The 25,608-nt window shown below is 34.3% G+C and carries 20 protein-coding genes and 1 riboswitch; of the genes, 2 read left to right on the top strand and 18 right to left on the bottom strand.

Annotation, left to right across the window (positions count from 1 at the left end; genetic code table 11):
* Positions 1 to 44 precede the first annotated feature (44 nt).
* The 9 genes from C240_RS05460 to C240_RS05420 all read right to left on the bottom strand — a co-directional run bounded on the left by C240_RS05460 (position 45) and on the right by C240_RS05420 (position 11,587).
* The gene (locus C240_RS05460) at positions 45 to 431 is read right to left on the bottom strand and encodes a MarR family winged helix-turn-helix transcriptional regulator (protein WP_271492326.1); all 387 of its coding nucleotides are present in this window, start codon (positions 429 to 431) and stop codon (positions 45 to 47) included.
* 96 nt (positions 432 to 527) lie between these two features.
* Positions 528 to 1,499, bottom strand: a complete 972-nt coding sequence (locus tag C240_RS05455) for a diaminopimelate dehydrogenase (RefSeq protein WP_271491980.1) — start codon at positions 1,497 to 1,499, stop codon at positions 528 to 530.
* 272 nt (positions 1,500 to 1,771) lie between these two features.
* Positions 1,772 to 3,349, bottom strand: a complete 1,578-nt coding sequence (locus tag C240_RS05450; protein ID WP_271491979.1) for a phosphatase PAP2/LCP family protein — start codon at positions 3,347 to 3,349, stop codon at positions 1,772 to 1,774.
* Between the two features lie 216 nt (positions 3,350 to 3,565).
* Positions 3,566 to 3,733: riboswitch (M-box (ykoK) riboswitch) on the bottom strand.
* A 193-nt stretch (positions 3,734 to 3,926) separates the two neighbouring features.
* A complete protein-coding gene (locus C240_RS05445) occupies positions 3,927 to 5,765 on the bottom strand; it encodes an ABC transporter ATP-binding protein (RefSeq protein WP_271491978.1) in 1,839 nt (612 codons plus the stop codon).
* Positions 5,766 to 5,780: 15 nt separating this feature from the next.
* On the bottom strand, positions 5,781 to 8,162 hold the full coding sequence (locus C240_RS05440; RefSeq protein WP_271491977.1) for an ABC transporter ATP-binding protein: 2,382 nt from the start codon (positions 8,160 to 8,162) through the stop codon (positions 5,781 to 5,783).
* Complete coding sequence (locus C240_RS05435) at positions 8,162 to 8,608, bottom strand: MarR family winged helix-turn-helix transcriptional regulator (protein ID WP_271491976.1); 447 nt, start codon at positions 8,606 to 8,608, stop codon at positions 8,162 to 8,164. Before C240_RS05435 ends, C240_RS05440 begins: the two co-directional genes overlap by 1 nt.
* Positions 8,609 to 8,888: 280 nt before the next feature.
* The gene (gene msrA, locus C240_RS05430; RefSeq protein ID WP_271491975.1) at positions 8,889 to 9,713 is read right to left on the bottom strand and encodes a peptide-methionine (S)-S-oxide reductase MsrA; all 825 of its coding nucleotides are present in this window, start codon (positions 9,711 to 9,713) and stop codon (positions 8,889 to 8,891) included.
* Positions 9,714 to 9,914: 201 nt separating this feature from the next.
* Positions 9,915 to 10,568: a DUF4767 domain-containing protein gene (locus C240_RS05425; RefSeq protein WP_271491974.1), complete on the bottom strand. Its 654-nt coding sequence runs from the start codon at positions 10,566 to 10,568 to the stop codon at positions 9,915 to 9,917.
* A 371-nt stretch (positions 10,569 to 10,939) separates the two neighbouring features.
* Positions 10,940 to 11,587 carry a hypothetical protein gene (locus tag C240_RS05420; protein WP_271491973.1) on the bottom strand — a complete coding sequence of 216 codons (648 nt, stop codon included), beginning with the start codon at positions 11,585 to 11,587 and terminating at the stop codon, positions 10,940 to 10,942.
* A 235-nt stretch (positions 11,588 to 11,822) separates the two neighbouring features.
* Here C240_RS05420 and C240_RS05415 point away from each other — a divergent pair, with 235 nt between their 5' ends.
* Positions 11,823 to 13,352 carry a helix-turn-helix domain-containing protein gene (locus C240_RS05415; RefSeq protein WP_271491972.1) on the top strand — a complete coding sequence of 510 codons (1,530 nt, stop codon included), beginning with the start codon at positions 11,823 to 11,825 and terminating at the stop codon, positions 13,350 to 13,352.
* A 114-nt stretch (positions 13,353 to 13,466) separates the two neighbouring features.
* On the opposite strand, the gene C240_RS05410 is transcribed toward C240_RS05415, so the two are convergent.
* From C240_RS05410 to C240_RS05395, 4 genes are all read right to left on the bottom strand, one after another.
* Positions 13,467 to 16,661, bottom strand: coding sequence for an isopeptide-forming domain-containing fimbrial protein (locus C240_RS05410; protein WP_271491971.1), 3,195 nt, complete (start codon positions 16,659 to 16,661; stop codon positions 13,467 to 13,469).
* A gap of 222 nt (positions 16,662 to 16,883) precedes the next feature.
* Positions 16,884 to 17,213 (bottom strand): RNA polymerase sigma factor, encoded by a 330-nt coding sequence (locus tag C240_RS05405; protein WP_271492340.1) that lies wholly within the window; start codon positions 17,211 to 17,213, stop codon positions 16,884 to 16,886.
* 133 nt (positions 17,214 to 17,346) lie between these two features.
* Positions 17,347 to 17,892, bottom strand: a complete 546-nt coding sequence (locus C240_RS05400) for a restriction endonuclease (RefSeq protein ID WP_271491970.1) — start codon at positions 17,890 to 17,892, stop codon at positions 17,347 to 17,349.
* A gap of 66 nt (positions 17,893 to 17,958) precedes the next feature.
* Entirely contained in the window at positions 17,959 to 19,911 is a 1,953-nt protein-coding gene (locus tag C240_RS05395; protein ID WP_271491969.1) for a reverse transcriptase domain-containing protein, read from the bottom strand.
* A 951-nt stretch (positions 19,912 to 20,862) separates the two neighbouring features.
* On the opposite strand from C240_RS05395, the gene C240_RS05390 reads away from it, so the two are divergent.
* The gene (locus C240_RS05390; RefSeq protein ID WP_271491968.1) at positions 20,863 to 21,129 is read left to right on the top strand and encodes a hypothetical protein; all 267 of its coding nucleotides are present in this window, start codon (positions 20,863 to 20,865) and stop codon (positions 21,127 to 21,129) included.
* A 255-nt stretch (positions 21,130 to 21,384) separates the two neighbouring features.
* Here the strand turns inward: C240_RS05390 and C240_RS05385 are convergent, their stop codons facing one another.
* The 5 genes from C240_RS05385 to sufB all read right to left on the bottom strand — a co-directional run bounded on the left by C240_RS05385 (position 21,385) and on the right by sufB (position 25,356).
* Positions 21,385 to 21,762, bottom strand: coding sequence for a hypothetical protein (locus C240_RS05385; RefSeq protein ID WP_271491967.1), 378 nt, complete (start codon positions 21,760 to 21,762; stop codon positions 21,385 to 21,387).
* Between the two features lie 2 nt (positions 21,763 to 21,764).
* On the bottom strand, positions 21,765 to 23,054 hold the full coding sequence (locus tag C240_RS05380; protein WP_271491966.1) for a hypothetical protein: 1,290 nt from the start codon (positions 23,052 to 23,054) through the stop codon (positions 21,765 to 21,767).
* Positions 23,044 to 23,430, bottom strand: a complete 387-nt coding sequence (locus C240_RS05375; RefSeq protein ID WP_271491965.1) for a hypothetical protein — start codon at positions 23,428 to 23,430, stop codon at positions 23,044 to 23,046. Before C240_RS05375 ends, C240_RS05380 begins: the two co-directional genes overlap by 11 nt.
* Positions 23,427 to 23,717: a TIGR04197 family type VII secretion effector gene (locus C240_RS05370; RefSeq protein WP_271491964.1), complete on the bottom strand. Its 291-nt coding sequence runs from the start codon at positions 23,715 to 23,717 to the stop codon at positions 23,427 to 23,429. The genes C240_RS05375 and C240_RS05370 overlap by 4 nt, the downstream gene beginning before the upstream one ends.
* Before the next feature lie 244 nt (positions 23,718 to 23,961).
* Positions 23,962 to 25,356, bottom strand: coding sequence for a Fe-S cluster assembly protein SufB (gene sufB / locus C240_RS05365; protein WP_271491963.1), 1,395 nt, complete (start codon positions 25,354 to 25,356; stop codon positions 23,962 to 23,964).
* Positions 25,357 to 25,608: the final 252 nt, after the last annotated feature.

The raw sequence follows: 25,608 nt of genomic DNA, 5'->3' as shown, positions 1-25,608 counted from the left end.
GCATTTATTATATCATACAAAAAAGAAGACTAAAAAACAATTAATTAGTCTTCAGATTTAAAATATTCTTCCAAAATAGCTGCTACATCTTGCTGAACAGAGCGCAGTTCTTTTTTTCCTGCCTCTGTCAAACCTACATAAATTCCCCGCTTATCATCCGAACAAGTTTTTCTTCCGATTAACGGTGGTTCTTTTTCTTCTAATCGCTTACTTAATCTAGACAAAGCACTTTGACTTAAGCTTAAACAATTGCCTAAATCATTTAGCCGCATGCTTTGACCATTTTGACTAAGATAGTATAATGCATAATATTCACTAGCTGAAAGCTGACTTTTTTTCTTTAGCATATCTTCCAACGCTTTTTCAAGCATTGCTTGTTTTTTTGTAACATCCAGCCAGCGTGAAATAAGCGGCTCATTCATTTGACTCATCCCCACTCATGGTAATCTTCCATTAACTTCATTTTGAGTGATTTTAGTTTAAAAGTCAAAATTTTTATCTGGAATGCTTATTTAATGATAAATTTTTTACAACAATTCTTTTCTTAATTCTTCATCGGAACGATCTGATAGATATTTAGGGGCAATATCCAAGACTGTATAGGCACCAAATTGTTTTTCTTTAGCTAAACGAACGCATGCTCTAGCATAAGCGACTAATACACTAGCAGTAAATTCTGGATTACTTTCTAATTGTAAATTATATTCAATCACTTGTTGCGTATTTTCGTGAGTTGTTCCTGTATGCAATACGGTTCCACCATGTGGCATTGCTTTGTGGTTGTCGTTTAATTCATCCTGCGTAATGAAATGCACTTCTGTATCATAATCAGCAAAGTAGTTCGGCATTGATACAATTTCTGCACGAATTTTTTCAGCATCTGCCGTCTCATCCAATACAACAAAACACTGTCTAAAATGTTTATCCCGCGTTGTTAATGTTAATTTCTCGCCGGCTTTTAATTTTTCTATAATATCACTATTCGGAATTGTATATTGAACAGCATCGACTACACCAGCAATTCTTCTTAATGCATCAGAATGTCCTTGGCTAACACCTTTACCCCAAAATGTTGTTGTTTCACCTACCGGCAAGATACTCTGTGCATATAACCGATTCAAACTAAACAATCCTGGGTCCCAACCTGTCGAGATAATCGATGTGGTTTGATTTTCTTTCGCAACTTGATCGACTTTAGCAAAATGTTCCGGAATTTTCGCGTGTGTATCAAAACTATCAATCGTATTAAATAAACGTGTCCATTCAGGTGTTTGGGTTGGTAGATCTGTTGCTGATCCGCCACATAAAATGGCAACATCAATCTCGTTTTGTTTAGGTAACAGTTCTTCCATTGTGAAGGCTGCTCCGCCCTCTGTTTGAACTGTTTCAGGTGATCTTCGTGTAAAAATCCCTACTAATTCCATATCTTTATTTTGTTTAATTGAACGCTCAACGCCGCGCCCTAGGTTCCCGTACCCAATAATCGCTACTTTTATCATACTTACATTCCTCCACTTCTATGAGTCAAATTATACCAAAAGGCAAAGTCATCTGACAATTGTAAGTTTAATAGGGCTTGCTTCTTTTTACTATACTGAAGAAGATTATGGAAATACAAAAAATAGTACAACCTAATACTAGATTTTATCAAGTAACCAGTTAGACAAAAAAGGTTATGGCGCTGTTAACTTTTGATGATTTCATTGAAAGTTTTTATCCAAAAAAACACTTGAAACGCTAATTTAAAAGCCTTCCAAGTGTTTTTCTTTTGCTATTGCTTATTTAAATCTAGTTGCTCTTTTAATTCAGTGATAGTTTTAAGTCGTTCTTCTTCGGGAATACTTTGATAAGAAATTCCTTCTTCCCCAGTATATCCGTCTCCAGTAAAATCTTCACCTTGAACTTGACGACTTTCAATATTTTCCAGAGCTTTTTGGTAGTTTGTCATTAGTAAGATCATTTGATCTAGGGTCATGTCAGTTTGACCATTTTCACCAATAACATTTAACAACTCTTGGTAGCGGAAAACACTTTTAATTGACATTAATTCTTTTACCAGCTGCTCAGTTACTTCGCGTTGTCTTTTTTGTCTACCATAATCTCCGTCTGGATCTTCGTAGCGCATGCGTGCATACTGCAACGTTTCCCAACCATTAAGATGTTGTTCACCTTGAGGATAATGTATTCCTTCTGCATCAAATGCAAAATCATTATTCACAGTCACGCCTCCAACAGCGTCACCTAAAGCAGATAATCCATCCATATTAATCACAAAATAATGATTAATCGGGATATCCAAATATTTTTCAACCGTATCAATAATCATCTCTTCTCCGCCGTAAGAATGAGCATGATTAATTTTATCGTACAAACCTTCTTTTCCGACAATTTCTACATAAGCATCTCGCGGAATACTGGTTAAGGTTGTCTGTTTTAGTTGATCGTTTACTGTTACAACCATAATCGTATTCGCTCGATAATCTGTTTGTCGTTTCGAGTCATTAGCAATTCCCAACAATAAGAAGCTAACTGGTTCATGTTCTTCTAATTTTACAGATTTAGTCTCTCTATTTAATGGCTGGTACATTTTATCTGCCGTTTTTTGGACATTTTTATAAACACTAGCTCCATATACAGATGCCGCCGTTACAACCATCAGTACTAAAAACAAACCGCTTAGAATCAAGGTTTGAATAAATTTTTTCTTTGAACTCGGACTTGAAAATTTTCTGTTAAGAAACATTTTTTGCAAGCAAATATATGAAAGATTTACCCATGTATAACTTAATAAAAATCCGCCGAGTACATCACTTGGATAATGAACTCTTAGAAAAATTCGTGTGACACCAATCAAGATGACATAAACAATTAGTGCAATTTTAAGTCCTTTAAACTTATTAGGATTGATAGTTTGTAAGGCAATAAAAATTGAACAAACCAAACACATCGCTAAAAGTGAATGCCCGCTCGGAAAACTATACGAAGTTCTTTCAGCCAATTGCCCCACATCAGGTCTGGTTCTAGCTACTATGTGTTTTAGCACATAGCCGATAAAGCTAACAGCCAATACGTTAGAACTAAGCCAAAAAGCCAGTAATTTATCATTTTTTCGCCAAAGAATAAATGATACAACTAAACTTACTAGAAAAATTGGGACAATCGTTGCAGTTTTTGCAAACAAATTAATGATATTTGTCAGCGTTTCGTTTGGTTCCCAGTGGACGTGATAAATCGAGCTGTCTAATGCATTAAACCAACTATAATTTGTGACAACCAAAAACGTTATTCCTAAAAAGAGTAATAAGCTTATAATAGTCGGAGCTAACTTTTTCTCATACGATCTGTTCATTTTATAAATCCCTTCATTCTTAAATTCGATAACTAAAAAAACTGACGAAACTACTCTTAAAAACAAGAGTGAAGTTTCCGCCAGCTACTTAAACATACATCAAAACCGCACTCAAATAAAACCAAACAGGTACAAAGACGTTATACATTTGATAACTAGATTACTACTTACCAAAAGAAAAAAGCCAAACATTTTTTCCTAAGACGTTTGACTACCAATCAATCTCATCGTCTGAGTTTTAGCACTATACAACGTAAAGAAGCATTCTTAGCTATTTTATGAAAAGCCTTAATTCGACAATTCCTGTTTTACACATTGGCGTCTTTCGACGTTTCTGCGCAATAGCCTGTGTTTGTATAGGAGCCTCACCTAACAAGGTTATTTAATTATTTATTTTTGTAAATAGTACCTTATGATCGACTTATTTTCAAGTTTTTTTATCACTCTTTAGTGTTTCTTAAATTTAAACAAGACTATTTCAATTATATACAGGATATATATTGTATAAATAAAAATAGGAATACTAGCAACATAAAGTTGAGTACTCCTATTTTTTATTTATGTTATTTCATTAGATTTACTCAGTTAACTCTTCAAACTGTGAGTTATAAAGGGATGCATAGTAGCCACCTTCAGCAAGTAATTCTTCATGTGTTCCTTGCTCTTTAATATCGCCATCTTGCATATAAAGAATTTTATCTGCATCTTTAATTGTAGATAGACGGTGAGCAATTACGAAAGAAGTTCTACCAGACATTAAGTTGTTCATCGCTTCTTGGATCAAGCCTTCTGTTCTTGTATCAACTGAAGATGTTGCTTCATCCAAAATCAAAATCGGTTTATCAGCTAAAATTGCACGAGCAATTGTCAGCAATTGTTTTTGACCTTGAGAAATGTTTGATGATTCTTCATTTAATTCCATATTATAACCGCCAGGTAGTGTTTGGATAAAGTGATGAACGTGAGCGGCTTTCGCAGCTTCATAAACTTCTTCATCCGTTGCATCTAAACGGCCATAACGTAAGTTTTCCATAATGGTTCCCTTAAATAGCCATGTATCTTGAAGAACCATCCCGATATTTTTACGAAGATCCGCACGATTGAAATCTTTGATGTCATAGCCATCGATTTTGATTGCTCCAGAATTCACGTCATAAAAACGCATAAGCAATTTAACCATCGTAGTTTTACCTGCACCTGTTGGGCCAACAATTGCTACCATTTGACCTGGATCGACGTGAGAACTGAAGTCATTGATAATAATTTTATCAGGTGTATAGCCGAAATGAACATGTTCAAAATCAACCATTCCTTTTGCTTTATCAATTTTCACTGGATTTTCAACTGTTTGGTCTTCTTCCTCTTCACCAAGGAATTCAAAGACACGTTCAGCAGCCGCTGCCATTGATTGCAACATATTTGAGACTTGAGCTAATTGAGAAATCGGCTGAGTTAAATTACGCACATATTGGATAAATGCTTGAATATCCCCAACTGTGATTGAACCATTATACGCCATGATCCCACCAAAAATTGCAACTGCAACATAACCTAAATTCCCGACAAAGTTCATGATTGGCTGCATTAAACCTGAAAGAAATTGAGATTTCCATGCTGATTTAAATAAAACATCATTTTGTTCTTTAAATTCGTTAAGAGAATTTTCTTCATCGTTAAACAAACGAACAATGTTATAACCGCCGATTGTTTCTTCAACTTTACCATTAATAACACCAAGATATTCTTGTTGAGTTTTAAAGTATTTTTGAGAATTTTTTACGACAATCATAATCAATATAAATGAAATTGGGACAATCAAAATCGCAATACCTGTCATTTTCACTGAAATCGACAGCATCATTACAATAACACCGATAATCGTAAATGTTGATGTGATTAACTGTGTAAGTGATTGATTTAACGATTGACCAAGTGTATCTACATCATTCGTGATTCTTGATAAGACTTCACCGGTCGTACGGCTTTCAAAATAGTTCATTGGCATCCGATTGATTTTTTCTGAAATTTCTTTACGCATACGATACGTAATTTTTTGAGAAATTGTTGACATGATCCAACCTTGCATAATTCCGAAAAGAGAAGCTACAAGGTACAGTCCCAGCATAAAGAGTAGGATACCGCCGATTTTTTCAAAGTCAATACCGCCAGTTCCTTGATATTTCTTGATTAAACCATTAAATAGCTCTGTAATAGCTGTTGATAAGATTTTTGGTCCCCAAATATTAAATACCGTTGAGGCAATTGCAAAAATCATTACAAAGAAAACAGGAATTTTATATGCACCAAGATAAGAAACTAATTTTTTGATGGTTCCTTTAAAGTCTTTGGCTTTTTCCACTGGCGCTATTTGTCCAGGGCCGCCGCCACGAGGGCGATTTTGTTTTTGTTCTGCCATTATATTCGCTCCTCCTTACTCCGCTTCTTCTATGCCTAATTCAGCATTACTTAACTGTGATTGGGCAATTTCTTGATAGACTTTCGATGTTTCCATCAATGCTTCATGTGTACCTTGAGCAACCACACGACCTTCGTTCAAGACAACAATATTATCTGCATGAATAATTGTAGAAATCTTTTGTGCCACGATAATTTGGGTTGCATCTTTGATATTTTCAGATAAAGCTTTACGTAGAGCTACATCCGTTTTATTATCCAGTGCTGAGAATGAGTCATCGAAAATTAAGATTTTTGGATTTTTGGCTAAAGCACGGGCAATTGATAGACGTTGTTTTTGTCCACCGGAAACGTTGGTTCCGCCTTGAGAAATTTCTCTGCTGTAGCCTTTTTCATTTGAGTCAATAAATTCCTCAGCTTGTGCAATGACAGCTGCTTTTTTCATTTGTTCATCAGAAATGTCAGCATCACCAAATTTGATATTTGAAGCAATATCTCCTGAGAATAAAATACCTTTTTGCGGTACAAATCCCATAATTTCATGTAATTTGTGTAACGTCATTTCTCGAACATCTATCCCATCAATTGTAATTCGTCCGCCTGTCACATCAAAAAGACGTGGAATCAAGTTTACAATCGTTGATTTACCAGAACCAGTCGAACCAATAATTGCTGTGGTTTGACCCGGTTTAGCAACAAAATTAATATGATGCAGCACATCTTCGTCGGCATCTCCATAACGGAATTGTACGCCTTCAAATTTCACTTCACCTTTGAAATCGTGATTGTCTTTAGGATTTTCAGGATCTTTAATTGTAGGAACAGTTTCAAGTACTTCTTCTACCCGACCTGCTGCAACATTGGCACGAGGTAAAATAATTGAAACCATTGATAACATCATAAATGCCATAACAATCATCATGGTATATGTGATAAATGCCATCATATCCCCAACTTGCAATTGACCCTTGTCCATATTGTGTCCGCCGACCCAAACGATCAAGACAGAAACCCCATTCATCAATAACATCATTACCGGCATCATGATAGACATTGAGCGGTTTACGAATAACTGAGTTTTCATCAAGTTTGTATTGGCAACATCAAAACGTTTTTCCTCAAATTTTTCACGAGAAAACGCACGAATAACTGGTAAACCAGTAATAATTTCACGAGAAACCAAGTTGACTCTATCCACCAAGTTTTGTAAAGCTTTAAACTTAGGCATAGTGAATGTCAATAACGTTAAGACTAAAATTAAAACAGCACCAACGGCCACACCAACAATCCAGCCCATGCCAGTTCCTGTTTTATATACTTCGTAAATCCCGCCAATCCCAAGAATAGGAGCATATAATACAATTCGCATAATCATTACGATACCCATTTGCATTTGTTGAATATCGTTGGTATTACGAGTGATTAACGAGGCTGGTGAAAATTTCTCCATTTCAGTATTTGAAAATTGTAAGGTACGTTCATATTGACCGACACGCAAATTTCGTCCAACCGCTGCGGCAACTAATGATGCGATCAAACCAACTATAATTGCTGCTGCTGCAGAAATCAGTGTTAAAATGATCATTTGCGTTCCTGTTTTGATCATATAATCAGTTTGAATTTGTTGTGTATTGACATCTAATGCTTTGTATTCAGCTAATGTTAATTGAATACCCACAGTCCTCATTGAATTTGAGCCTAAATCACCTAAGCTTTTTTTAGTAGCTTCACGAGCTGCTTCAACTTTAGCAGGCATAGCATCGCTTGCTGACTTGATAGAATTTGCTAAGGTTTGGGCTTCTTCACCTTTCGCTTGTGCTTCGGCTGCTAAACTTTGAGCTTCTGCACCTTTTTCAGCCGCCGTGGCCATGTCTGTTGCGGAAGCAGCGGCTTCTCCAGCAGCTTTTGCTTGTTCACCTAAAGCTGCCGCTTCTTCCCCAAGTTGTTGCGCTTTGGCAGCATCTTTAGAAATTGCAGTATAATCATCAATAATTGATTTTGCTTCGCCGCCATCAGTTGAATCTTTTGCTTGTGATGAAGCAAGCATCATCATTGGTAGATCAAAGATATCTGCTAGTTTAGCTTCAGTCATCCCATCTTGCAGATTTAGTTTGTAAACTTCAGTTTCTTTACCATCAACTTTTTGAGTTGTTAGTTTATAATTTTCTTCAATTGTTTTTTTCTCATCATCAGTCATAAACATTTCGATCCCTTGAAGGGTTGTTTTTCTGATTTTTTCAGGTGTGGAATATTCTAATCCACCTTGTTGAATACCGACATCCACGATACTCGATGTTAAGTTGGGTAAGCTTAATTCACTGCGTGCCTGTATAACTAATAGTACAAGAACTGCGATGACCGCATACCAGTATTTTCCAATATGTTTAAAAATTTTCATTATTGGTCACCTTCCTCTTTCTGGGATAATTTTTGGGAGTAGTCTACAAACTTCGCAGTCAGCTCAATAAACTTTTTCGTGTCTTCTTCTCCCATTTGTTTAAAAATTTGAACAATCTTATCGCGCATTTCTTTCTTTTCAAGTTCAGCAACTTTTTTGCCGCAGTCAGTTAACGTTACATTGATACGCCTACGATCATTTGGATCCATATTACGGGCAATTTGGCCTTTTTTTTCTAAACTGCCCAAAACAACGGCAATACGGGCGCTGGAAAGATTTAGTGATTCGGCTAAGTGTTTAGGGCTAGTTGGCTCGCCATAACGATCGAGAAATTTAATAACGATAGCTTCGCCTTGATTACTCTTTTCTAGTCTGCTAAATGCACTATTACGATTTTGGACCATTAGACGAATAAGTTCTTGTTCAGCTTCTTCTGCGAATGACATATGACTCCTCCTTCTTTAAAAATAATTACATTAACAATTAATAGCTAACAGTGTTAGTAACTAATGCTGTTTGATATTAACCCATATAGGTTTTAAAGTCAATACTATTGAATTAAAAATAAAAATGAATACGTTTTTATTTTAAAATACTTAACACTTTCCAGAAAACCCTTTATTTATACGATATAAATAAAAATTTCTTCTATTATATATACTTTTTTCAAAATAAAATCTTATCTAGAATAGCAACAATACTTTCTAATTTAAATTTCGTTATTTACTATTTTCTTAACTTAACTCGAATCTTACTTTTCAGATGTTGATAGGTCAAAAATTGTTGCCGCGCCCGTTTTATTCGTTTGTACCTTTTGATTTGCTTTTTATAGAATTGCTGATGATAGTTTTCAGCTGGCCAAAATGTTGTTGCATCGCGGATCTCTGTGACTATAGGATCTTTATATTTTCCAGAGTGAATTAATTCTTTTTTAGACTCTTCTACAATTCGTTTTTGCTGGTCGTTTTGTACAAAGATAACTGGTCTGTACTGACTTCCGCGATCTTGAAACTGTCCAAAGGCATCAGTCGGATCTGAGATTTGCCAATAGAGTCCAACCAATTCTTTATAGCTAATAACTCGGTTATCAAAAATGATTTCAACAGCTTCTACGTGTCCTGTATAACCAGCAAGTACTTGATCGTAAGTTGGAGAATCAATATCTCCGCCAGTGTAACCAGACAAAACCGAAATTATTCCTGAACGTGTTTCAAATGGCTCAACCATACACCAAAAACAACCACCTGCAAAAACAGCCCGCTCTTGATAGCTTGTTTCTGTCACAATGTGTTTAGAAAAATCATAATTTATTTTTCCAGTTGGATCATCTATGATTTTCAGATAAAAATCGGTAACATCAGGAGTTAAATTATTTCTTGAGGCAAGCGGTCGTAATTCTGCTTCCAGTTTCGCCATTTGGTCGCTAAAGTTACTACCTGCTTCCACTGCATTTTTAACTGCTGTTAACTGTGACCGTTCCCATTCACGGGTTCCTGGATTTAAGATAAGATTGTAAAGATCTTGTATGAATTCTTCTTGCGTTTCTTTCATAACGACCTTCCTCCCAACTTTTAATTTCACTTGAAATTTAACATATTCTTGTGGGTTAATCTACTACTTGAAATTATTCCAAGTAGTATCAAATTGTTTGTTTAAACCCCTCTTTTACTTATCTTATCAGAATTATGCTGCCATGACTAAAATATGCAAAAAAGAATCGCTCACATGGAATGTAAACGACTCTAATTCACGTTAATTTCTGGTCACAAGTTCAGTGAAACCATTTTTAAGTTCTTGATTATCTGTTTCTCTAAAATATAAATAATTATTTTCATTGCCTTGATTCTGCATTGTTACTAGTACAGCTGGTGTCCCGTCTGATTGGATGGTAAAAAAGTAGACATGTTGTTTCAAATAAGGTTGACTTTCTGCATCTGAATAAACAGCTACTAATGCATACCCGTCACTAACTTGTCCATTTTCAGACCACGTTACTGAAATTGGAACTTCGCCAATAGATGCTTGCCAGCCATTTTCGTTATTTAGAATACCATCTGGAAGCTGTAATCCATACAAATTGACATTATTTCCTGGGCTATATTCTTTGTAAACTTGATCCATAGTTTGTCCCCATTGTGCCATAAATATATTAAGTTCTTGAGATTTTGTCGAATTCCATAATTCTTCTTTAACAATTTCTTGAGATGAGGTGGCGGTTGTCGTTGATTCTTTTACTTTTTCTTGTGTAGTACTACTGCTTTGACTGCTGGAACTTGAACTCATTGAAGAGCTAGATACTGCTGTTTCACTTGTACTTAATGCAACTGTTTCTTTATTTTTTCCTGATTGACAACCTGCTAACAAGATCCCCAGACCTGCTAAACTAACTAAAACAATTTTTTTCATTTTCTTCACTCCTATAAATTTTTTTCACTTTTTTGATTTCCAAAAAAGTTCTGTAGGTAAATTCACGCTTTTTGTCCTCTCAAACCAATTATATTACAAAATCATTTCAAAGTAAAGTTTATAATTACGAATTCATTACAATTATTACATAAATATTCAAACAATTTTTCTTGCCAAGACAACATCTTATTGCGTCTCTTGCATTTTCATACATATTATCCCTTAGATTAATTGGCTGTCTTTAAATAGAGGTGAAAAATAGATAATATTTTGTGCAACAATTTTTTGCTGTGTTGTATAAATAAAAAGCTAAAGCATTCTCCCTTATAGGGAAAAAAATTTAGCTCAGTCTTTCTCTGCTTAATTTATGTTTATTGACCGATTATACCTTTTAACTTATCAAAATACGTTTCAGTTAAGTTCTCAGAAATCCGAACATTTGGAATAGAAGAATCATATTTTTCTTTTTCATTCAAATACTTTTCATACAACGTTACTTTAGAAACTGGATCAGTTGGAACTGGGTAAGGGTCAATTTGACTTGGACCATTTCGGACAATCCCTTCCACTGGATAAATAAAAGCATCATCAAAAGATAATTTTATAATCGGATGACCTGTTCCGGCACCTGAGTTTATATTAACGAATAAAAAGGGTCCACTGAAATTATAGACCAAACCATATCCTTGTAAGCCAGGTGTTTCCGCTCGTTCATCGACAAGCGTTGTGGCTAAAAGGACTTTTAACGGTGTATCTAAATTGTTGTAAGCTTCTAACTTTTGCTCTTGCTCTCTTTTTTCAATATCTACTGAGTCACTTGTACTTACAGATACTTCTTGTTCAGTGCTTGAAGTCTTGCTTGTGCTCTGTACAGTACTTGAACTTGATGAGTCACTTTCTTGAACAACCGTGCTCTGGCTAGCGCTAGAATCATTATTGCTTGCGTTAGTCTCTTCCACTTTTTGCCCGCAGGCAGTTAACCATAAAACAGCTGACATAACAAACATAATTTTTTTCATTTCTTTCCCCCTATAAACTTCCTTTTAACTTCATTATACAGGAAATAGGCAATTAATAGAAAAAATCTCAGTCTTTCAATTTACCTATTTATTTTATAATTATTTCGAAAAGTTCTGTTATTTTGAGTCAATGTTTGTTTTTTGATATAATATGTTTAAAAATAAATAAAATAACAATTAAAATTAAATAATCCCCCCAACACTATTGACCGATTTTTTTCTAAGGAGATCATATATGAAAACCACTCTATTTATTATATTAAGTAAAAAAAATCAAAAGCTGATTACTATGGTTGACTTTTTAAGTAATTTCCAACATTGGTGTAAAATTACTGATCTGGCTGCTTATTTGGGTCTTTCAGTTCGTAGCACACAAAGACTTCTTAATGAACTGACAGACACATTTTTCAATTATAATAACCTTTCTAAGGATACAATCTCACTACAGGTAAATAAAAGTAATGGCGTAAAATTAATTACGGCCAATGGAATGAGTTCTATTTCGCGTTTTATTCGTCAAATTACTATGGATGATACAACTTTTCAGATTGCCCGATCACTTTTTTTTAACACCTTTGACTCCCCAGTTAAATGTGCTGAAAAATATGGAATCAGTCTTGCTACCGTCAACTATTCTTTAAAAAAATGTTCTTTATTCTGCCAAGCTTTAGGGATTTCATTTTCTACAACATCCTATAAAATAATTGGTAGTGAGCAAAAAATTCGGATTATTAATTATTCTATTACTTGGTTTTTGAACCGCGGCATTTTTTGGCCAGATACCTACAAAATAATTGATGAACAAAAACTTCTAACCAACATTGATCGATTAACAACACAAATAGTCGGATCTGAAATCATCCCCATGAAAAAACAAAAGTTGGCTTATTTTATCGCAACAAATATTTTAAGAATTCGTCAAAAAAATTATGTCATAATGCAGCCGGAATGGAAAACTTTTTTTAATGATCAGACAGATAGCATTGTTGAAATAGTGCAAAATCTTTATAAAGAATATCATATACATAATGAAGCGGAAATCTATTATCTTTCAGTCTATTGGCAGTCTGAGTCCAGATTATATCAAGAAATGGATACTAAAAATGAAGTAATAGAAATTCACAAGAATAATCAAACAATCATTTATCAACTCACAAATAATTTTTGCGAACTTTTTTCTACTGAGATCATTTCCATACCAGAAAAACTAAAACCAAATGTCTTTCAGCAAGCCTTCTTTACTCACTTAAATTGTTCTATATCAAAGGTAAATGATTATTTTAGTTATGATACAGTTTTATTTGAGAAAAACTCAGCGATTTTCCCTAATTTAATTAATAAATTAGCTGCTTTTATTGAAAAAATGTATATCCTTACGAAAAATGAAATCTTTATTAATAAAGAAGTTCTTTTACGTTCATACATGGCTATTTATATGACAATCAAAGCACCGCCTCTCCACGAACCGCCAATCTATCTTTATTTAGAAACTGATTTACCGTATACTGAGGAAGTTTATATAAAAAACTATTTAATCAAGCAATTTCATCACTCATTTAATTTATTATTCGTAGAAACAAACTTTTACAAAGCTCCTGACGTTATTTTGTCTTCTATTTCTATTGATGATAGTTTAGAAAATTATTGCCAAATTAAATTATCAGCTAATTTCCAAGAACCGATCACTCACAGAAGTATACATTTTATTGAGTCCAAACTTAAACAACTTATTCAACAGAAATACGCTGAAAATAATTTTGATTAAATGGAATACATAATAAAGTTTACTAAAAAAGCAGACATATGATTCAAAATCCAAATTTGGTTTGAAATCATATGTCTGCTTTTCATGATTGTTGTAGCGATCTTAACGTTCTATTTATTTAAGCTCACCATTCCTTCTCTTTATATAGTAGAAGGAATAGACTTGAAAAAGTATGAATAAGCCGATCCAAAAAGTAAATTTATTTTGCAGCATGTTCATTTTAGGTAGCACTCCTGATTTTCCAATAGCTTTTTTTTCAGATATAACTTTTATTGACACTTCTGGTTTTTGTGGTGTTTTTGATTCTCTAGATTCCGCTACCATTGCAATATTGGTGATTTTATCAGTTATCGGCTTTGTTACTTTTGCTTTAAATTGAACGGATGAGCGTTGCTTTCCTTCCAACACTTGCAGTTTTACTTTTATCGTATTTGGTTCTTTTGATTCATTGTTCACTTTTTTTCCGTCTACTGTTAATGTATCTTGAATTAATTCTAAGCCTTTTGGCAAATGATCTTCGACTATAACATCGTTCAATGTTGTATTGGGAACTGAGTTAGCGGCCTCAATTGCATAGATGACTTCCTCTCCAACTTTTACCAACGATTGACTGACTCGTTTATTCGATTCAAGTTTCCCTATTGCTGAAATATTGATTGATACTTCTGGTTTTTGCGGTTCTTCTGGTATTTCGGGATTGGTTACATGTGCAATATTTTTAATTGTACCATTTGTTTCTCGGGTTATTTTCGCTTTAAATTGAACTACGACTGTTTGATTTCCTTCAATTTCTGCGATGGTCGTTTTTATTATGTTGTCTTTACTTGTCGTGTTTACTACTTTTTTATTATCTACAGTTAATGTGTCCTTAATTAATTTTAGACCTTCTGGTAACTTATCTTCGACTACAATATCATATAACATGGTATCTTCTGTGTCATTACTAGCTTCAATCGTGTACGTAATTTCATCACCAGTTTTTACATTCGACTGATCAACAAGTTTTCTCGTCTTCAGTTTACCGGATTCATAGGCTCCTCGTCCCCCTACGCTTCCTGTCGGACTTTCTATCGTTGCACTTGGCTTTTGTGGCATATCAGGATTGGCAGGATCGGTTATTTCTGCTGTATTTGTTATGAATAGATTATCTAAAGAGATTACGATAGCTTTAAAAACAATATCAATGGTTTGCCCACCTTTAATTTCTTTTATCATTGTTTGGACAGTATTTTCTTTTACAGCATCATTAGTTACTGAATTTCCATTTATATTCAATGTGTCTTTTACTAATTCTAATTCTTCAGGTAAAACATCTTCCACTTTAATGTCTTTTAAAATTGTATCTGCTTGACTATTAGTGACTTGAATCGTATACGAAATTTCATCACCCAATTCAACAATTGCACGATCTGCTAGTTTTTTTGTTTCTAATTTCCCTGGTGCTTCAATTTCTATTGATACCTCAGGCTTCTGTGGTTCAGTTGGATTATTTGGATCGGTTACCGTCGCAATATTTTGTAGCGTTCCACTTGTTTCTTGTATGACTTTTGCTTTAAAACGAACTGATACAGTTTGATTGCCTTCAATAGTATCAATAAGTGTTTTTATTTCATTCATTTCTGTTGCAGTATTTTCTACTTGTCGATCATCAATTGTCAATGTATCTTCGATTAGTTCCAAACCTTCCGGTAACAAATCAGCTATTTCTATATTATTAAGTACGGTATTTGTTTGGACATTACTAGCTTCGATTGTATAAGTGACCTCATCACCAGTTTTGACGATTGATTGATCGACTAATTTTTTAGTGATTAGTTTCCCGTTTCCTTTTACTTCTATCAATACTTCGGGATTTTGAGGTTCGCTTGGATTATCTGGATCCGTCACAATGGCGATATTTTTTAGGGTGCCATTCATTTCACTCGTTACCTCTGCTTCAAAAGTAACCGCGACAGTTTTGCCCCCTTCAATTGTATTAATTTGAGTTTTAATCTGATTTTCTTCAGTAGCTTCATTCATAACATTAACGCCATCGACTGCTAAAGTATCTGTGACTAATTTTAGCCCTTCTGGTAATGTATCCTCCACAATAATATTATCCAAAAGAGAAAAATCAATGGTATTACTTACGTTTATTGTATAACCAACTCGCTCGCCTGTTTTAACAAGTGATTTATTGGCTTGTTTTGTAGTTTCCAAATTACCTTCTATTTTGAATGACACATCATCAATGTAATTCCCCACACTTGGTCTAGTAGCTTGAAGACTTTCAAAACCAAAATAAGTCTCATACTGATTTTCAGGTACAACATAGGTTCCTGTATACTGAGTCCAAACCCTATTAGCTGTGGTTGCAATTGCAACAGTGGGATGGTTTTCTATTGTACCAATATGAATAGCCATTCTATTCGTTCCGTCTCTCCCAGCGTGCCACACACTCCATTTCATCGTAGAGCCCGGAATACTTTTAACTACTTGATGCAGCTCTCCTGGGACATTGGCATTAATTTCAGCCCATTGCTGGCCGCTTCGAGCTCTAAATCTGTGCCCAGAACCTGTACCACTAGCAATTTCTATTGCTTTGTCACTGGCAGTCGTCTCCCAACCGGGAACCTGATCTTGCGCGAAGAAATTAACATTATTTACTGCTATAGCAGGTTGTTCGAAGCCACCGTTAATAATAAAATAAGATAACTCATTTAGATCAAACTTAGGATTTAGAGTAGTTTCTGGACTTGTCGAAGTAATGGTCTTGTTTGTTTGGATTTCTGATTGTGGTAGTTGTTCCTTTGGTTCCGTTTGATTTATCGTGGATTCTTCTGTTACAGTTTTATTTTCTTTTTCAATGATATCTAAAGCTACAACATTTGAAAAGATTGCGTTGTTGATAGCGGCTTGCAGTTGAACCGTCCCGTTGTCAACTGTGTTTAGGTTAAGCAGTAAGTCATTTAATTTAGTTGGTTTTGTTTGAATACTTACTATATTTCCACTAGTTGAAATTTGAACTTCGTTGTTACTGTTAATTCGTTCCATCTCTTCTTGACTAATACTAACTTTTTCGGAAAGATCTATTTGGATGATCTCAGCGTTCAACGCTTTCGCGGAAAGAGTTACTTGGATAGTTTCTCCTGTTTCTACTGTGATTGTTTCGGCTTTTTGATCGTTGATTAAACCAAAAAGTTTTAGTACTGGCGGACTTGATTCGTTCACTTCAGTTTCTTCCATAAAGGCTATTAATGCCGGACTCGTCAGTTGAACCACCAATACCATCAAAGACAGGATTTTCATTACATTTTTTACTATTTTCATTATCTACTCCCCCATTTTCTATTATATTTTAAATTTACTTACTTTTTGTTATATACATTTTAAAATTATTTTGGATGAATATGGTTGGATTTTTTGGCGGTTTTTACGTCATTTTTTTTAAATGGTGGTTATTCATTTGATTTTGATTGCATCTGAAACATCAAAAAAACCTTGAAGCACTAGGATCCAAAGCTTTTTTATAGTTTATGAATAAGATAAAAATTACTTGTTTTGGAGTTCAAAATAACCAAATTCAGAAAGCATCTCACCGCTCATCTGATCAACTTCGTTCACTTGTATCTTATAAACGGAAGTTTTATCCATTGCAATTAAATCAAAAGAAATATCCATTCTGCCAGTTTCAGGGTCATAACCATAATTTGGTGTATCAACCTCTTCTTGGAGACAGTCAGCAACATCTTCATTATTTAAAAGTATTTTATAAGCGGAATTATAAAGCACCATTTGGTAAGCTTCACAAAGTTTTACAAAGGCTTGTGCATCACCATGTTTTGCTTTTTTCACCAAGATTATTTGTTTCTCTTTTTCCATTTTTCCCCTAAGCTCCTTTTCCCCGTGTGTGTATTAGACGTTAAATTGACGGGAAAGGTTTCATAAAATTGCAAATTTTTTTATTATGTTATGCTTTTAATTTTATGCAGATAAAAATAGTCCAGAGATGCAATCATTTTTGATTGTTCTCTGGAATTGTTTTAGTATTTTCGATTGAATTATTACGTACCGTTTTTTTAATCATTTTATATAACTCATCTCGATCAATTAGCTTAACACCTGTTTTATGAGCTAACTCTTTTGCAGACTTTGTGAAGTAGCTGTTTGTAACGACAAAAACATCATTTAGGTCGTAATAACTTTTTCCTGCATGTGCTTCTTGAACAGCTTTATTTCCGACATTTTTCTTATATCGTTTACATTGATAGCCTATTTTTTTGCTTTCATTTTGAGCTAAAACATCAATACCTTGATCTCCTTGATATTGTGTCACTTTTACTTTTTTATATTCTAACTTTCTTAATAGATTAGCAAAGTAATGCTCAAACTTTTCACCAGTCATTGAGTCAATATCTTTTAATTCATAGTTTTTATTTCTTTCGATCAAGAATAGAATAATTTTGTATAGATAGTTTAGGATAATGATGCCTATTGCTAGTAAAATTATTTTGTTTTGTATTAGAGGTTTCAATGCTGTTAACCAGTCGTTTGTGTTCATGTCGTCTCCTTTATTATCTAATCTATTTTAATGGTAATCAATTTTAAATTTTATGATAATACCCAATTACTCACTATATTTCATCTTTTCTAACTCTACCTTGTCAAAATGAAAAGAGTCCAAATAATCAATCGGAATAACTTTATTCCCAACTATACTCGTAGATGTAGTGCCTCTAGCAGCAATTCCAATAACTTCATTATTTTCATTTAGGACTGGTCCACCACTATTACCTTCAAAAATTGTTTCATTAATAATATACAATTCTACAACATCTACAACATTTTTCTTTTTCTTATTAAATATACCTTTTGTTAATTTTTCATGATCCACACCAATAATTACTCCAGATGCTTCTATAAAACTACCATTTTGATGACTTGGAAAACCTAATAATTTAACAGATTTCCCCTTAGATAAAAATTTCGTATTTTTCTCTAGACCAATAATCGATTCATTTGTTACAAACTTACAAATAGCTATATCTATTTCGAAATTAATTGATTCAATCTCGATTTCTTGTCTTAAAGTATTCTCACCTGTAAATGGATCTATGCAACGCACATTTATGAAAGCATCATATAAATTATACTTCTCACTAGTTTTTATTAGTGATTTAAACACATGAGCACAGGTAATGATTTTTCCATTTTTTAATAGGAAACCAGTCCCCACTTCACTTTTAAAGAAATCGACATCTACATCAAAGATATTCATTTTTTCCTCATCTGTAATCAGCTTAAATTTTTGCTGCTTGTCAGCAGTTTTCTGCATAGTATGCCTCTTACGTTGGAATGCGAATTCGGATAATAATTGTTCTTTTAACGGATTATATAATTCCTCTACTGGATTCGTTTCCTTTCCAATTTCTTCACAGTACGTAAAATACTCTACATCAATCCGATAAATAGAATGCATAAAATCTCGCTCAATTTGAGATAATGGTGAAATATTCTTGATTTTATCTGGTTTTTCAAGTGCATTAAACTTTTGAATAAATTTTTGAACAACTGGATCTGTTTTCCCTTTAATTTGGGCAACGTAATTAATCATTCCGCGAATAACTTCCTCAGGTTCTAGACGGCTATTTCCAGTTCTCTTATCGTGAGGTTTATAATGTTTATAAAATTTTTCTTTAGCTGCTTTCCTATCTAAAACTTCAAAATTATGCAACATTGCCCGAATAGACAAAACATAATTTCTGTTAACATTAAGTTTTTCATTTACTTTTATTCCCGTTACTACTTGACGCTCTCTACTCGTTTGTAATCTCGTTTTTTTATGATTGAGAATAAAACCCTCTTTTTCTATGATACTTACTAAATCAGCATCTAATTCAAAGTATTCTTCTTTTTGAATGCCAATTTGTTCAGGAATTATACTTTTTTTTGTTGATATTGTAATATCATCAACATATCTTGTATATATACAATTATAGCGCCTACAAACGTTTCTAAATGATACATCTAAATTACGACATATAATATTAGATAAAACTGGTGATGTTGGAGCTCCTTGAGGCAAACATTCTTCATACGTGCATAACTCTGTTAATACACCACTAACTAAATTATTCTTTTTAAAATAATAACGAAAAACTCCATACACTCTTTTTTGATGAATGGATGGAAAAAAATCTTTTAAATCTATATTTAGAATCGTTTTAGACATCAGATGGCTATTAGCATTACTAACAATACTTCGGTCTTTAACAAATCCATGAATTGATGGATTATAATGATAAAGCAATTCTAAACAATATTTTAATTTCCGTTGAAGTATCTTAATATTTTTGCATGGAGAATTTATCTGCCGATAATTATTTTTATCATCTTCTCCTTCTATAAACCTCTTTTTCCTAATATTGAAAACTTCATAATGTTTCTCTTTATAAATTATCTTCCAAAGTGTCTTTTTAGGAACCTCAAAAAAACTTGCAATATCAGCAAATGTCTCCATAGATTTAAATGCTTTCAAAATTTCTCGATCCTCTTTTTGAAATTGAATGTAAAACTCCATACTTCTAAAACACTCCTAACAATAGTAAAGAACAGCCAATATTACATGTTTATAAACAAGGGGACATAGGAATACTATACACACCTTTCGAAAACTTTTTCAAAAACAAGTGTTAATCTATACATTTTTATCGAGCAAGAAGATACTTCTTGAAGAGTTTATTGGCTGTTCTTACTAATTATAAATCACAACACATTATTTATCTATACAATTTGCAAAACTATAATACCTCCAGTTATAAAATAACCTTACTTTTGTTCGCTTTTTTCTCTGTTCGCCTTGATTCTCGTTGTCGATTTATTTATACTTAGTGTATAGAATGGAAATAAAAAAGCTGAGTAAGTCCTGATTCAGAACATCACTCAACTTTATGACAATTTAATCCTTGGCACCTTTTTGTTTGGCTGGCACCGAACGGAAATGGTCTTGAAAACGTCAAAAACTGTCCTCACAAGTTTGCCAATAGTAAACGAATCACTAGCTTTTTTGTTGTGTCTCTTTTTGAGCTACAACTAGAAAGAATTGCTAGGTTTCTTTAAGGTACTATTGACTTATTCAGGTATTGGACATTGCGCCAATGCCTTTTTTGTTTCTATTCTAGGTCTGATTTTTTAGCAATGGTGGTGATAATGAAACGTAAGGATCTACAAGTTAAAAAATAGAAAAATAAAAAACGGCACCTTACAACCTGACTGGCATCACGTTGCAAGGCCCCGAATAAACAGCCTCACGCTGCTTATCCGAGTTGCCGATAGCGCGTACCGAAGTACTCGCATGTTTTATTGTACTTAATTTTGATTGATTTTACTAGTCTCTTTGCTGGATTCTTTCATTTTTTTGGCGATTTCATGTGTTCTTTGGCGAACTATTGCACACGATGAGGCACAGATAGGTCTGATCGTTTTTTATTTTCCTGTTAGTTTTACAAAAAAAAGGAATGGATGTGTAGTGATGAGTAAAGAACAGAATTTGAAAGCAGTCCCTTATCAGGATATTTTGGATGTGCGAAGTGAGTTGATCAAGCTTCGGTCTTGGCAGAAGTCGTTGGTTTATTTGGATGAGTTTTTTAATGGGAAGGTTACGAGGAATAAGAAGGATATGCGGATGCGGTATTATTCTTGTCAGCAGTTGTATCAGGTGTTTTCTGGGGATTTTGAGGAGGTTTTGAAGGAGAGTGAGGAGATTGTAGCGAGGATGATGCAGAGAGGGAAAATTTAACAATAATCATAAGAGGAGCTGAAAACAAATTCTCAGCTCTTTCTCTCTAAAACATTCTATATAGAAAGGTACACTCAGCAAGCGAAAATCTCCGCTAGTTGGCGGCGCACTTTTGCACTCTCATCATCGTATCTATACAACTATGAATATTTAGCACTATTTATGTAAAAACCAGAAATCTTGTTAATATAAGATTTCTGGTTTTTTTCTATTTAAATTCTGTTCTATTTTTAGTGGCAGAACTGTTATTAAAAGTTACATAACATCAATAACTTCTACTCGCTCGGCTAAAACCCATCCATTCATTCCATATGAAGAATATAAAACTTGATAAGCTACATTTGCATTTCTGATTTCATTTTCCAGTTCTTCGAAGGAATCATACATTATGGGCCATGCACTTTTTTCTCCTTGCTGTAATAACTCTTCATTTTCTGAGAAAAAATCATCAAGTGGTCTTTCCTCTAAATCCAAAATCACACTATATGGCATTTCATCATAAAATTTATACGTAAAAATATTATGAAATACTACTTGTTTTTCCTTCATGTCATTGCTTACTTCTAAAGTTATCTTTTTTTCTTCGAAGTTTACAGTATAACTTTTTATTATATAATCATGTACATTGTTCATATCTACCATTCTCCTTTTTGTCTAGGTGGTCTTTTATTCCAATCCCACTGATGCCTATGTGGAAATTCATGCGTTCCGTCATCAGGATGATTAAAGTCAATATCTTCTATTGGTTTACCATCAGGACCATAATATCTTCTTTGTTTTACAGATCCATCAGGATTTAATAAATCAGCAGAAGAATTGGGTTCTCCTTTTCCATCTAAACTTTTTTTCTTGTTTTCAAAGACTTTATGTTTCTTAGCAGGTTTCCCTTCTTCACGACTTTTATCTAATTCAGCAGTCTCATCTACCGCATTGATAGTAGGGGCATTATTTATTTGATCTAAAATAGATTGTCCTACTTTTATTACTCCAGTACCTTTTTTAATAGCATCCGCTATCTTGCCAACTTTTCCAAGATTTCCTAATATTCCTCCAAATCCAGGAGCAAGAGGCATTTCATTTCTCATCACTTTCAGTTCTTCAACTTTGTACTGATCTTTATTTAAATAATCCTTACATTTTTCTAATTGTTCATAGAGTTCTGGATATTTATTTGGTGAAACAATTTTGCCATCTTTCATCAGATACCAATGACCTAATTCATTTTTTACGATTTCATACCCATCCAGCTTACCAATTGCTTGTTTTACTTGTGCATCTTTTACTTGTTGTTTCATTTTTTCACGTTGTTTCCAACGGGTATGAATAGGTTTTTCCCATGTCATGTCTAAACGTTTCAAGTCAAATGTTCCTGTTGCTGGATTCCATGCTTTAGAGTTAGCTACTTGCGCTAACCCTGTGTTAAATTCTTGCTGACTCGCTTCATAATCTGAAAAGAAACCTGCTGATTGACCATCATATGCATGAAATTTTTCTAATTTCTCTCGTCGTTTATCAATACTCTCACAGGCATTGATATATCTCCGTTCTAAATCTGGACGTGGTGTTTTCGCGGTACTCATTTGGTGATCTAAGCGCTGCTTTAACTGCTCAAACTGGTTAATCTCTTCTAAAATCAGATCTTCATCCGTATCAATTCCACTAACAGTTCCTTGATATTCACTAAGAAACTTTTTATGCGCACTTTCCAACGCTTCACCTGTCATTATAGCAGATTGACATAACGGTGTATAAGCAACCATAAAATAACTTTTCGCCGAATCGTAGGCCTTACTAGAAAGTGGTGCAGATAAAAACAGTTGAATACTTGCTTGCAATGATGTAATAGCCTGATTTGCTTGATTGGTCAATTGAGAAGCTTGTGATGATCGTGCCTGTGCTTCACCCACGTAAAATTTAAGCCCCATTTTCTTTTGCCTCCGGGTTCTTCCAAAAAGCTTGTTGTTCTGCCTTTAGATTTTCTTCTTGATCAAACAATGTACGTTCATCTTTTTTTAGCTGAAGGAGTTGTTCATCAAATTCTCGTTGGGCTTTTTTAGCGAGATGAAGGCCCTCATCTCCTCTTTCTTCAAAGAAAGCTCGCTCGTCTGCTTCACAGTTTCCTAAGACAAAACCATAAGCAGCCTGTTCTTGTTGTTGTAGTTGAAAAAATTCTTCTTGTTGTTCTTCTATGTAACGCTGTTCTTTTCTAATCGCTAACTGATCCTCTTGAAGTTGTTCCAAACGAATCCTGAACTGATAATTTTTTTGATCAAACTCTTGTTGTTTCTGGACTTCACTCATGACAACCCTCCTGGAAAATTAAATTTTGTCAATTGCGCAATATTCTGATCGATTCGTTCAAATTCTTTCGCAACGGAATGAATATTATCGCCCGCAGAAACAACACTAGTAGATAATGCTGCTAATCCTTGTTGATAGTTATTAATTGATTGTACAGCTGGTGCATTGCCAGAAACATTGGTGCTAGAAGTTGATACAAAAACACTTATACTATTTAATGCACTGGCAGACTGACTAAAAGAAGCCGAAATACCACCGGCAATACTTGAATTACTATTAACTGCCATTTTGTTCCTCCTTAATTATCAGATTGTATAATTTAGTTTATCATATAATAGACAAATTATAAATATGAAAAATGGATTAAAAAGGAACTGTAAATGCATACTTATATATAAATATAAAGAAATTATAAATAATAATGCACATAAAATATTAAATGAATGAAAATACAGACTCTCTAATGATTCACTTAAAATTAAAAAGGATAGGAACACTGTTATATCAGCGTTCCTATCCTTTTTTAAAGGGTTAGCCCACAGACCCTTCCATCTCATAACTAATCAATCGATTCAACTCAACCGCATACTCCATCGGCAATTCTTTCGTAAACGGCTCCACAAATCCCATAACGATCATCTCAGTCGCTTCAACTTCTGTCAAGCCACGACTCATCAAGTAATAAAGCTGCTCTTCCGAAATCTTCGAAACCTTCGCTTCATGCTCCAACGCCACTTGACTGTTATGAATCTCATTAAACGGAATCGTATCCGATTTCGATTTGTCATCCATAATAATCGTATCACACTCAATATGTGAAATCGAACCAGCACTATCTTTCCCAAACGTTACTTGACCACGATAATTCACTTCTCCGCCGTCTTTCGCAATAGATTTAGAAACGATCGAACTTGACGTGTTTGGCGCATTATGAATCATCTTCGCCCCAGTATCTTGAATTTGGTTTTCCCCAGCAAATGCAATTGAAAGCATTGTGCCACGAGCCCCTTTTCCATCAAGATAAACACTTGGATATTTCATTGTTGTTTTGGCACCTAGGTTTCCATCGATCCACTCAACTGTGGCACCTTCGTATGCTTTAGCACGTTTTGTTACCAAGTTATAAACGTTATCCGACCAGTTTTGAATGGTTGTATAACGAGTGTAAGCATCTTTGTGCGTAAATATTTCTACGATCGCTGCATGCAAACTATTACTTGAATAAGTTGGTGCTGTACAGCCTTCTACGTAGTGAACACTTGCGCCTTCATCCACAATAATCAGCGTACGTTCAAATTGTCCCGTGTTTTCCGCATTGATTCGGAAGTAGGTTTGTAAAGGAACATCCACACGAACCCCTTTTGGCACATAGATAAATGTTCCACCAGACCAAACTGCTGAGTTTAGTGCTGCTAATTTGTTATCTGTTGGTGGGACTAATTTTGCGAAGTATTTTTTAAATATGTCTGGGTATTCTTTCAATGCTGAATCGGTATCTGTAAAGATGATTCCTAATTTTTGGAATTCTTCTTTCATGTTGTGGTAAACCACTTCTGACTCATATTGAGCAGAAGCTCCGGCTAAGTATGCTTGTTCAGCTTCCGGAATTCCAATACGTTCAAATGTTTCTTTGATTTTATCTGGTACATCCTCCCAGTCACGAGCGGGTTTGTCGCTAGCTCTTTGGAAATATTTGATTTTTTCAAAATCGATATCAGATAAATCTGGCCCCCATTCTTGCATGGCCATTTTGTTGAATTGCTCCAAAGACTTCAAGCGGAATTCTAACATCCATTCTGGTTCTTCTTTCTTACGTGAAATTTCTCTAACAACTTCCTCTGTTAGTCCACTTCCCGTACTGAAAATTGGTTTCACATCATCATGAAAACCAAATTGATATTCTTCTAACTCAGGTACAGTACTCAAATTATCTCACGTTCCTTTCTTAGTTTGAGAATCAAGCGTCTAGGTTCGAGCTGTTGGACTAAAATAAGCACAATCCGCTTTTTGGATTTTGATTATTTTGGGAAACAGCCGAGAACCTGCTTGAATTCTCACTGATTAGTTTAGGTTGAGAATCAGGTGGTTTGATTTGAGCAACTGGACCTAACAGCTTTAAATCCGCCTTTTGGATTGAAAGATGGTAGGGAAGTTGCCGAAAATCAGCCTGACTTCTCA

Source organism: Enterococcus sp. 5H, assembly GCF_028128615.1.
Lineage (GTDB): Bacteria > Bacillota > Bacilli > Lactobacillales > Enterococcaceae > Enterococcus_L.
This window is presented reverse-complemented; position numbering and strand designations above follow the sequence as displayed.

Excerpts from the sequence above, each read along its gene's own strand:
- C240_RS05460 (WP_271492326.1), bottom strand. The coding sequence starts at position 431 with ATGAGTCAAATGAATGAGCCGCTTATTTCACGCTGGCTGGATGTTACA.
- C240_RS05455 (WP_271491980.1), bottom strand. The coding sequence starts at position 1,499 with ATGATAAAAGTAGCGATTATTGGGTACGGGAACCTAGGGCGCGGCGTT.
- C240_RS05450 (WP_271491979.1), bottom strand. The coding sequence starts at position 3,349 with ATGAACAGATCGTATGAGAAAAAGTTAGCTCCGACTATTATAAGCTTA.
- C240_RS05445 (WP_271491978.1), bottom strand. The coding sequence starts at position 5,765 with ATGGCAGAACAAAAACAAAATCGCCCTCGTGGCGGCGGCCCTGGACAA.
- C240_RS05440 (WP_271491977.1), bottom strand. The coding sequence starts at position 8,162 with ATGAAAATTTTTAAACATATTGGAAAATACTGGTATGCGGTCATCGCA.
- C240_RS05435 (WP_271491976.1), bottom strand. The coding sequence starts at position 8,608 with ATGTCATTCGCAGAAGAAGCTGAACAAGAACTTATTCGTCTAATGGTC.
- msrA (WP_271491975.1), bottom strand. The coding sequence starts at position 9,713 with ATGAAAGAAACGCAAGAAGAATTCATACAAGATCTTTACAATCTTATC.
- C240_RS05425 (WP_271491974.1), bottom strand. The coding sequence starts at position 10,568 with ATGAAAAAAATTGTTTTAGTTAGTTTAGCAGGTCTGGGGATCTTGTTA.
- C240_RS05420 (WP_271491973.1), bottom strand. The coding sequence starts at position 11,587 with ATGAAAAAAATTATGTTTGTTATGTCAGCTGTTTTATGGTTAACTGCC.
- C240_RS05415 (WP_271491972.1), top strand. The coding sequence starts at position 11,823 with ATGAAAACCACTCTATTTATTATATTAAGTAAAAAAAATCAAAAGCTG.
- C240_RS05410 (WP_271491971.1), bottom strand. The coding sequence starts at position 16,661 with ATGAAAATAGTAAAAAATGTAATGAAAATCCTGTCTTTGATGGTATTG.
- C240_RS05405 (WP_271492340.1), bottom strand. The coding sequence starts at position 17,213 with ATGGAAAAAGAGAAACAAATAATCTTGGTGAAAAAAGCAAAACATGGT.
- C240_RS05400 (WP_271491970.1), bottom strand. The coding sequence starts at position 17,892 with ATGAACACAAACGACTGGTTAACAGCATTGAAACCTCTAATACAAAAC.
- C240_RS05395 (WP_271491969.1), bottom strand. The coding sequence starts at position 19,911 with ATGGAGTTTTACATTCAATTTCAAAAAGAGGATCGAGAAATTTTGAAA.
- C240_RS05390 (WP_271491968.1), top strand. The coding sequence starts at position 20,863 with ATGAGTAAAGAACAGAATTTGAAAGCAGTCCCTTATCAGGATATTTTG.
- C240_RS05385 (WP_271491967.1), bottom strand. The coding sequence starts at position 21,762 with ATGAACAATGTACATGATTATATAATAAAAAGTTATACTGTAAACTTC.
- C240_RS05380 (WP_271491966.1), bottom strand. The coding sequence starts at position 23,054 with ATGGGGCTTAAATTTTACGTGGGTGAAGCACAGGCACGATCATCACAA.
- C240_RS05375 (WP_271491965.1), bottom strand. The coding sequence starts at position 23,430 with ATGAGTGAAGTCCAGAAACAACAAGAGTTTGATCAAAAAAATTATCAG.
- C240_RS05370 (WP_271491964.1), bottom strand. The coding sequence starts at position 23,717 with ATGGCAGTTAATAGTAATTCAAGTATTGCCGGTGGTATTTCGGCTTCT.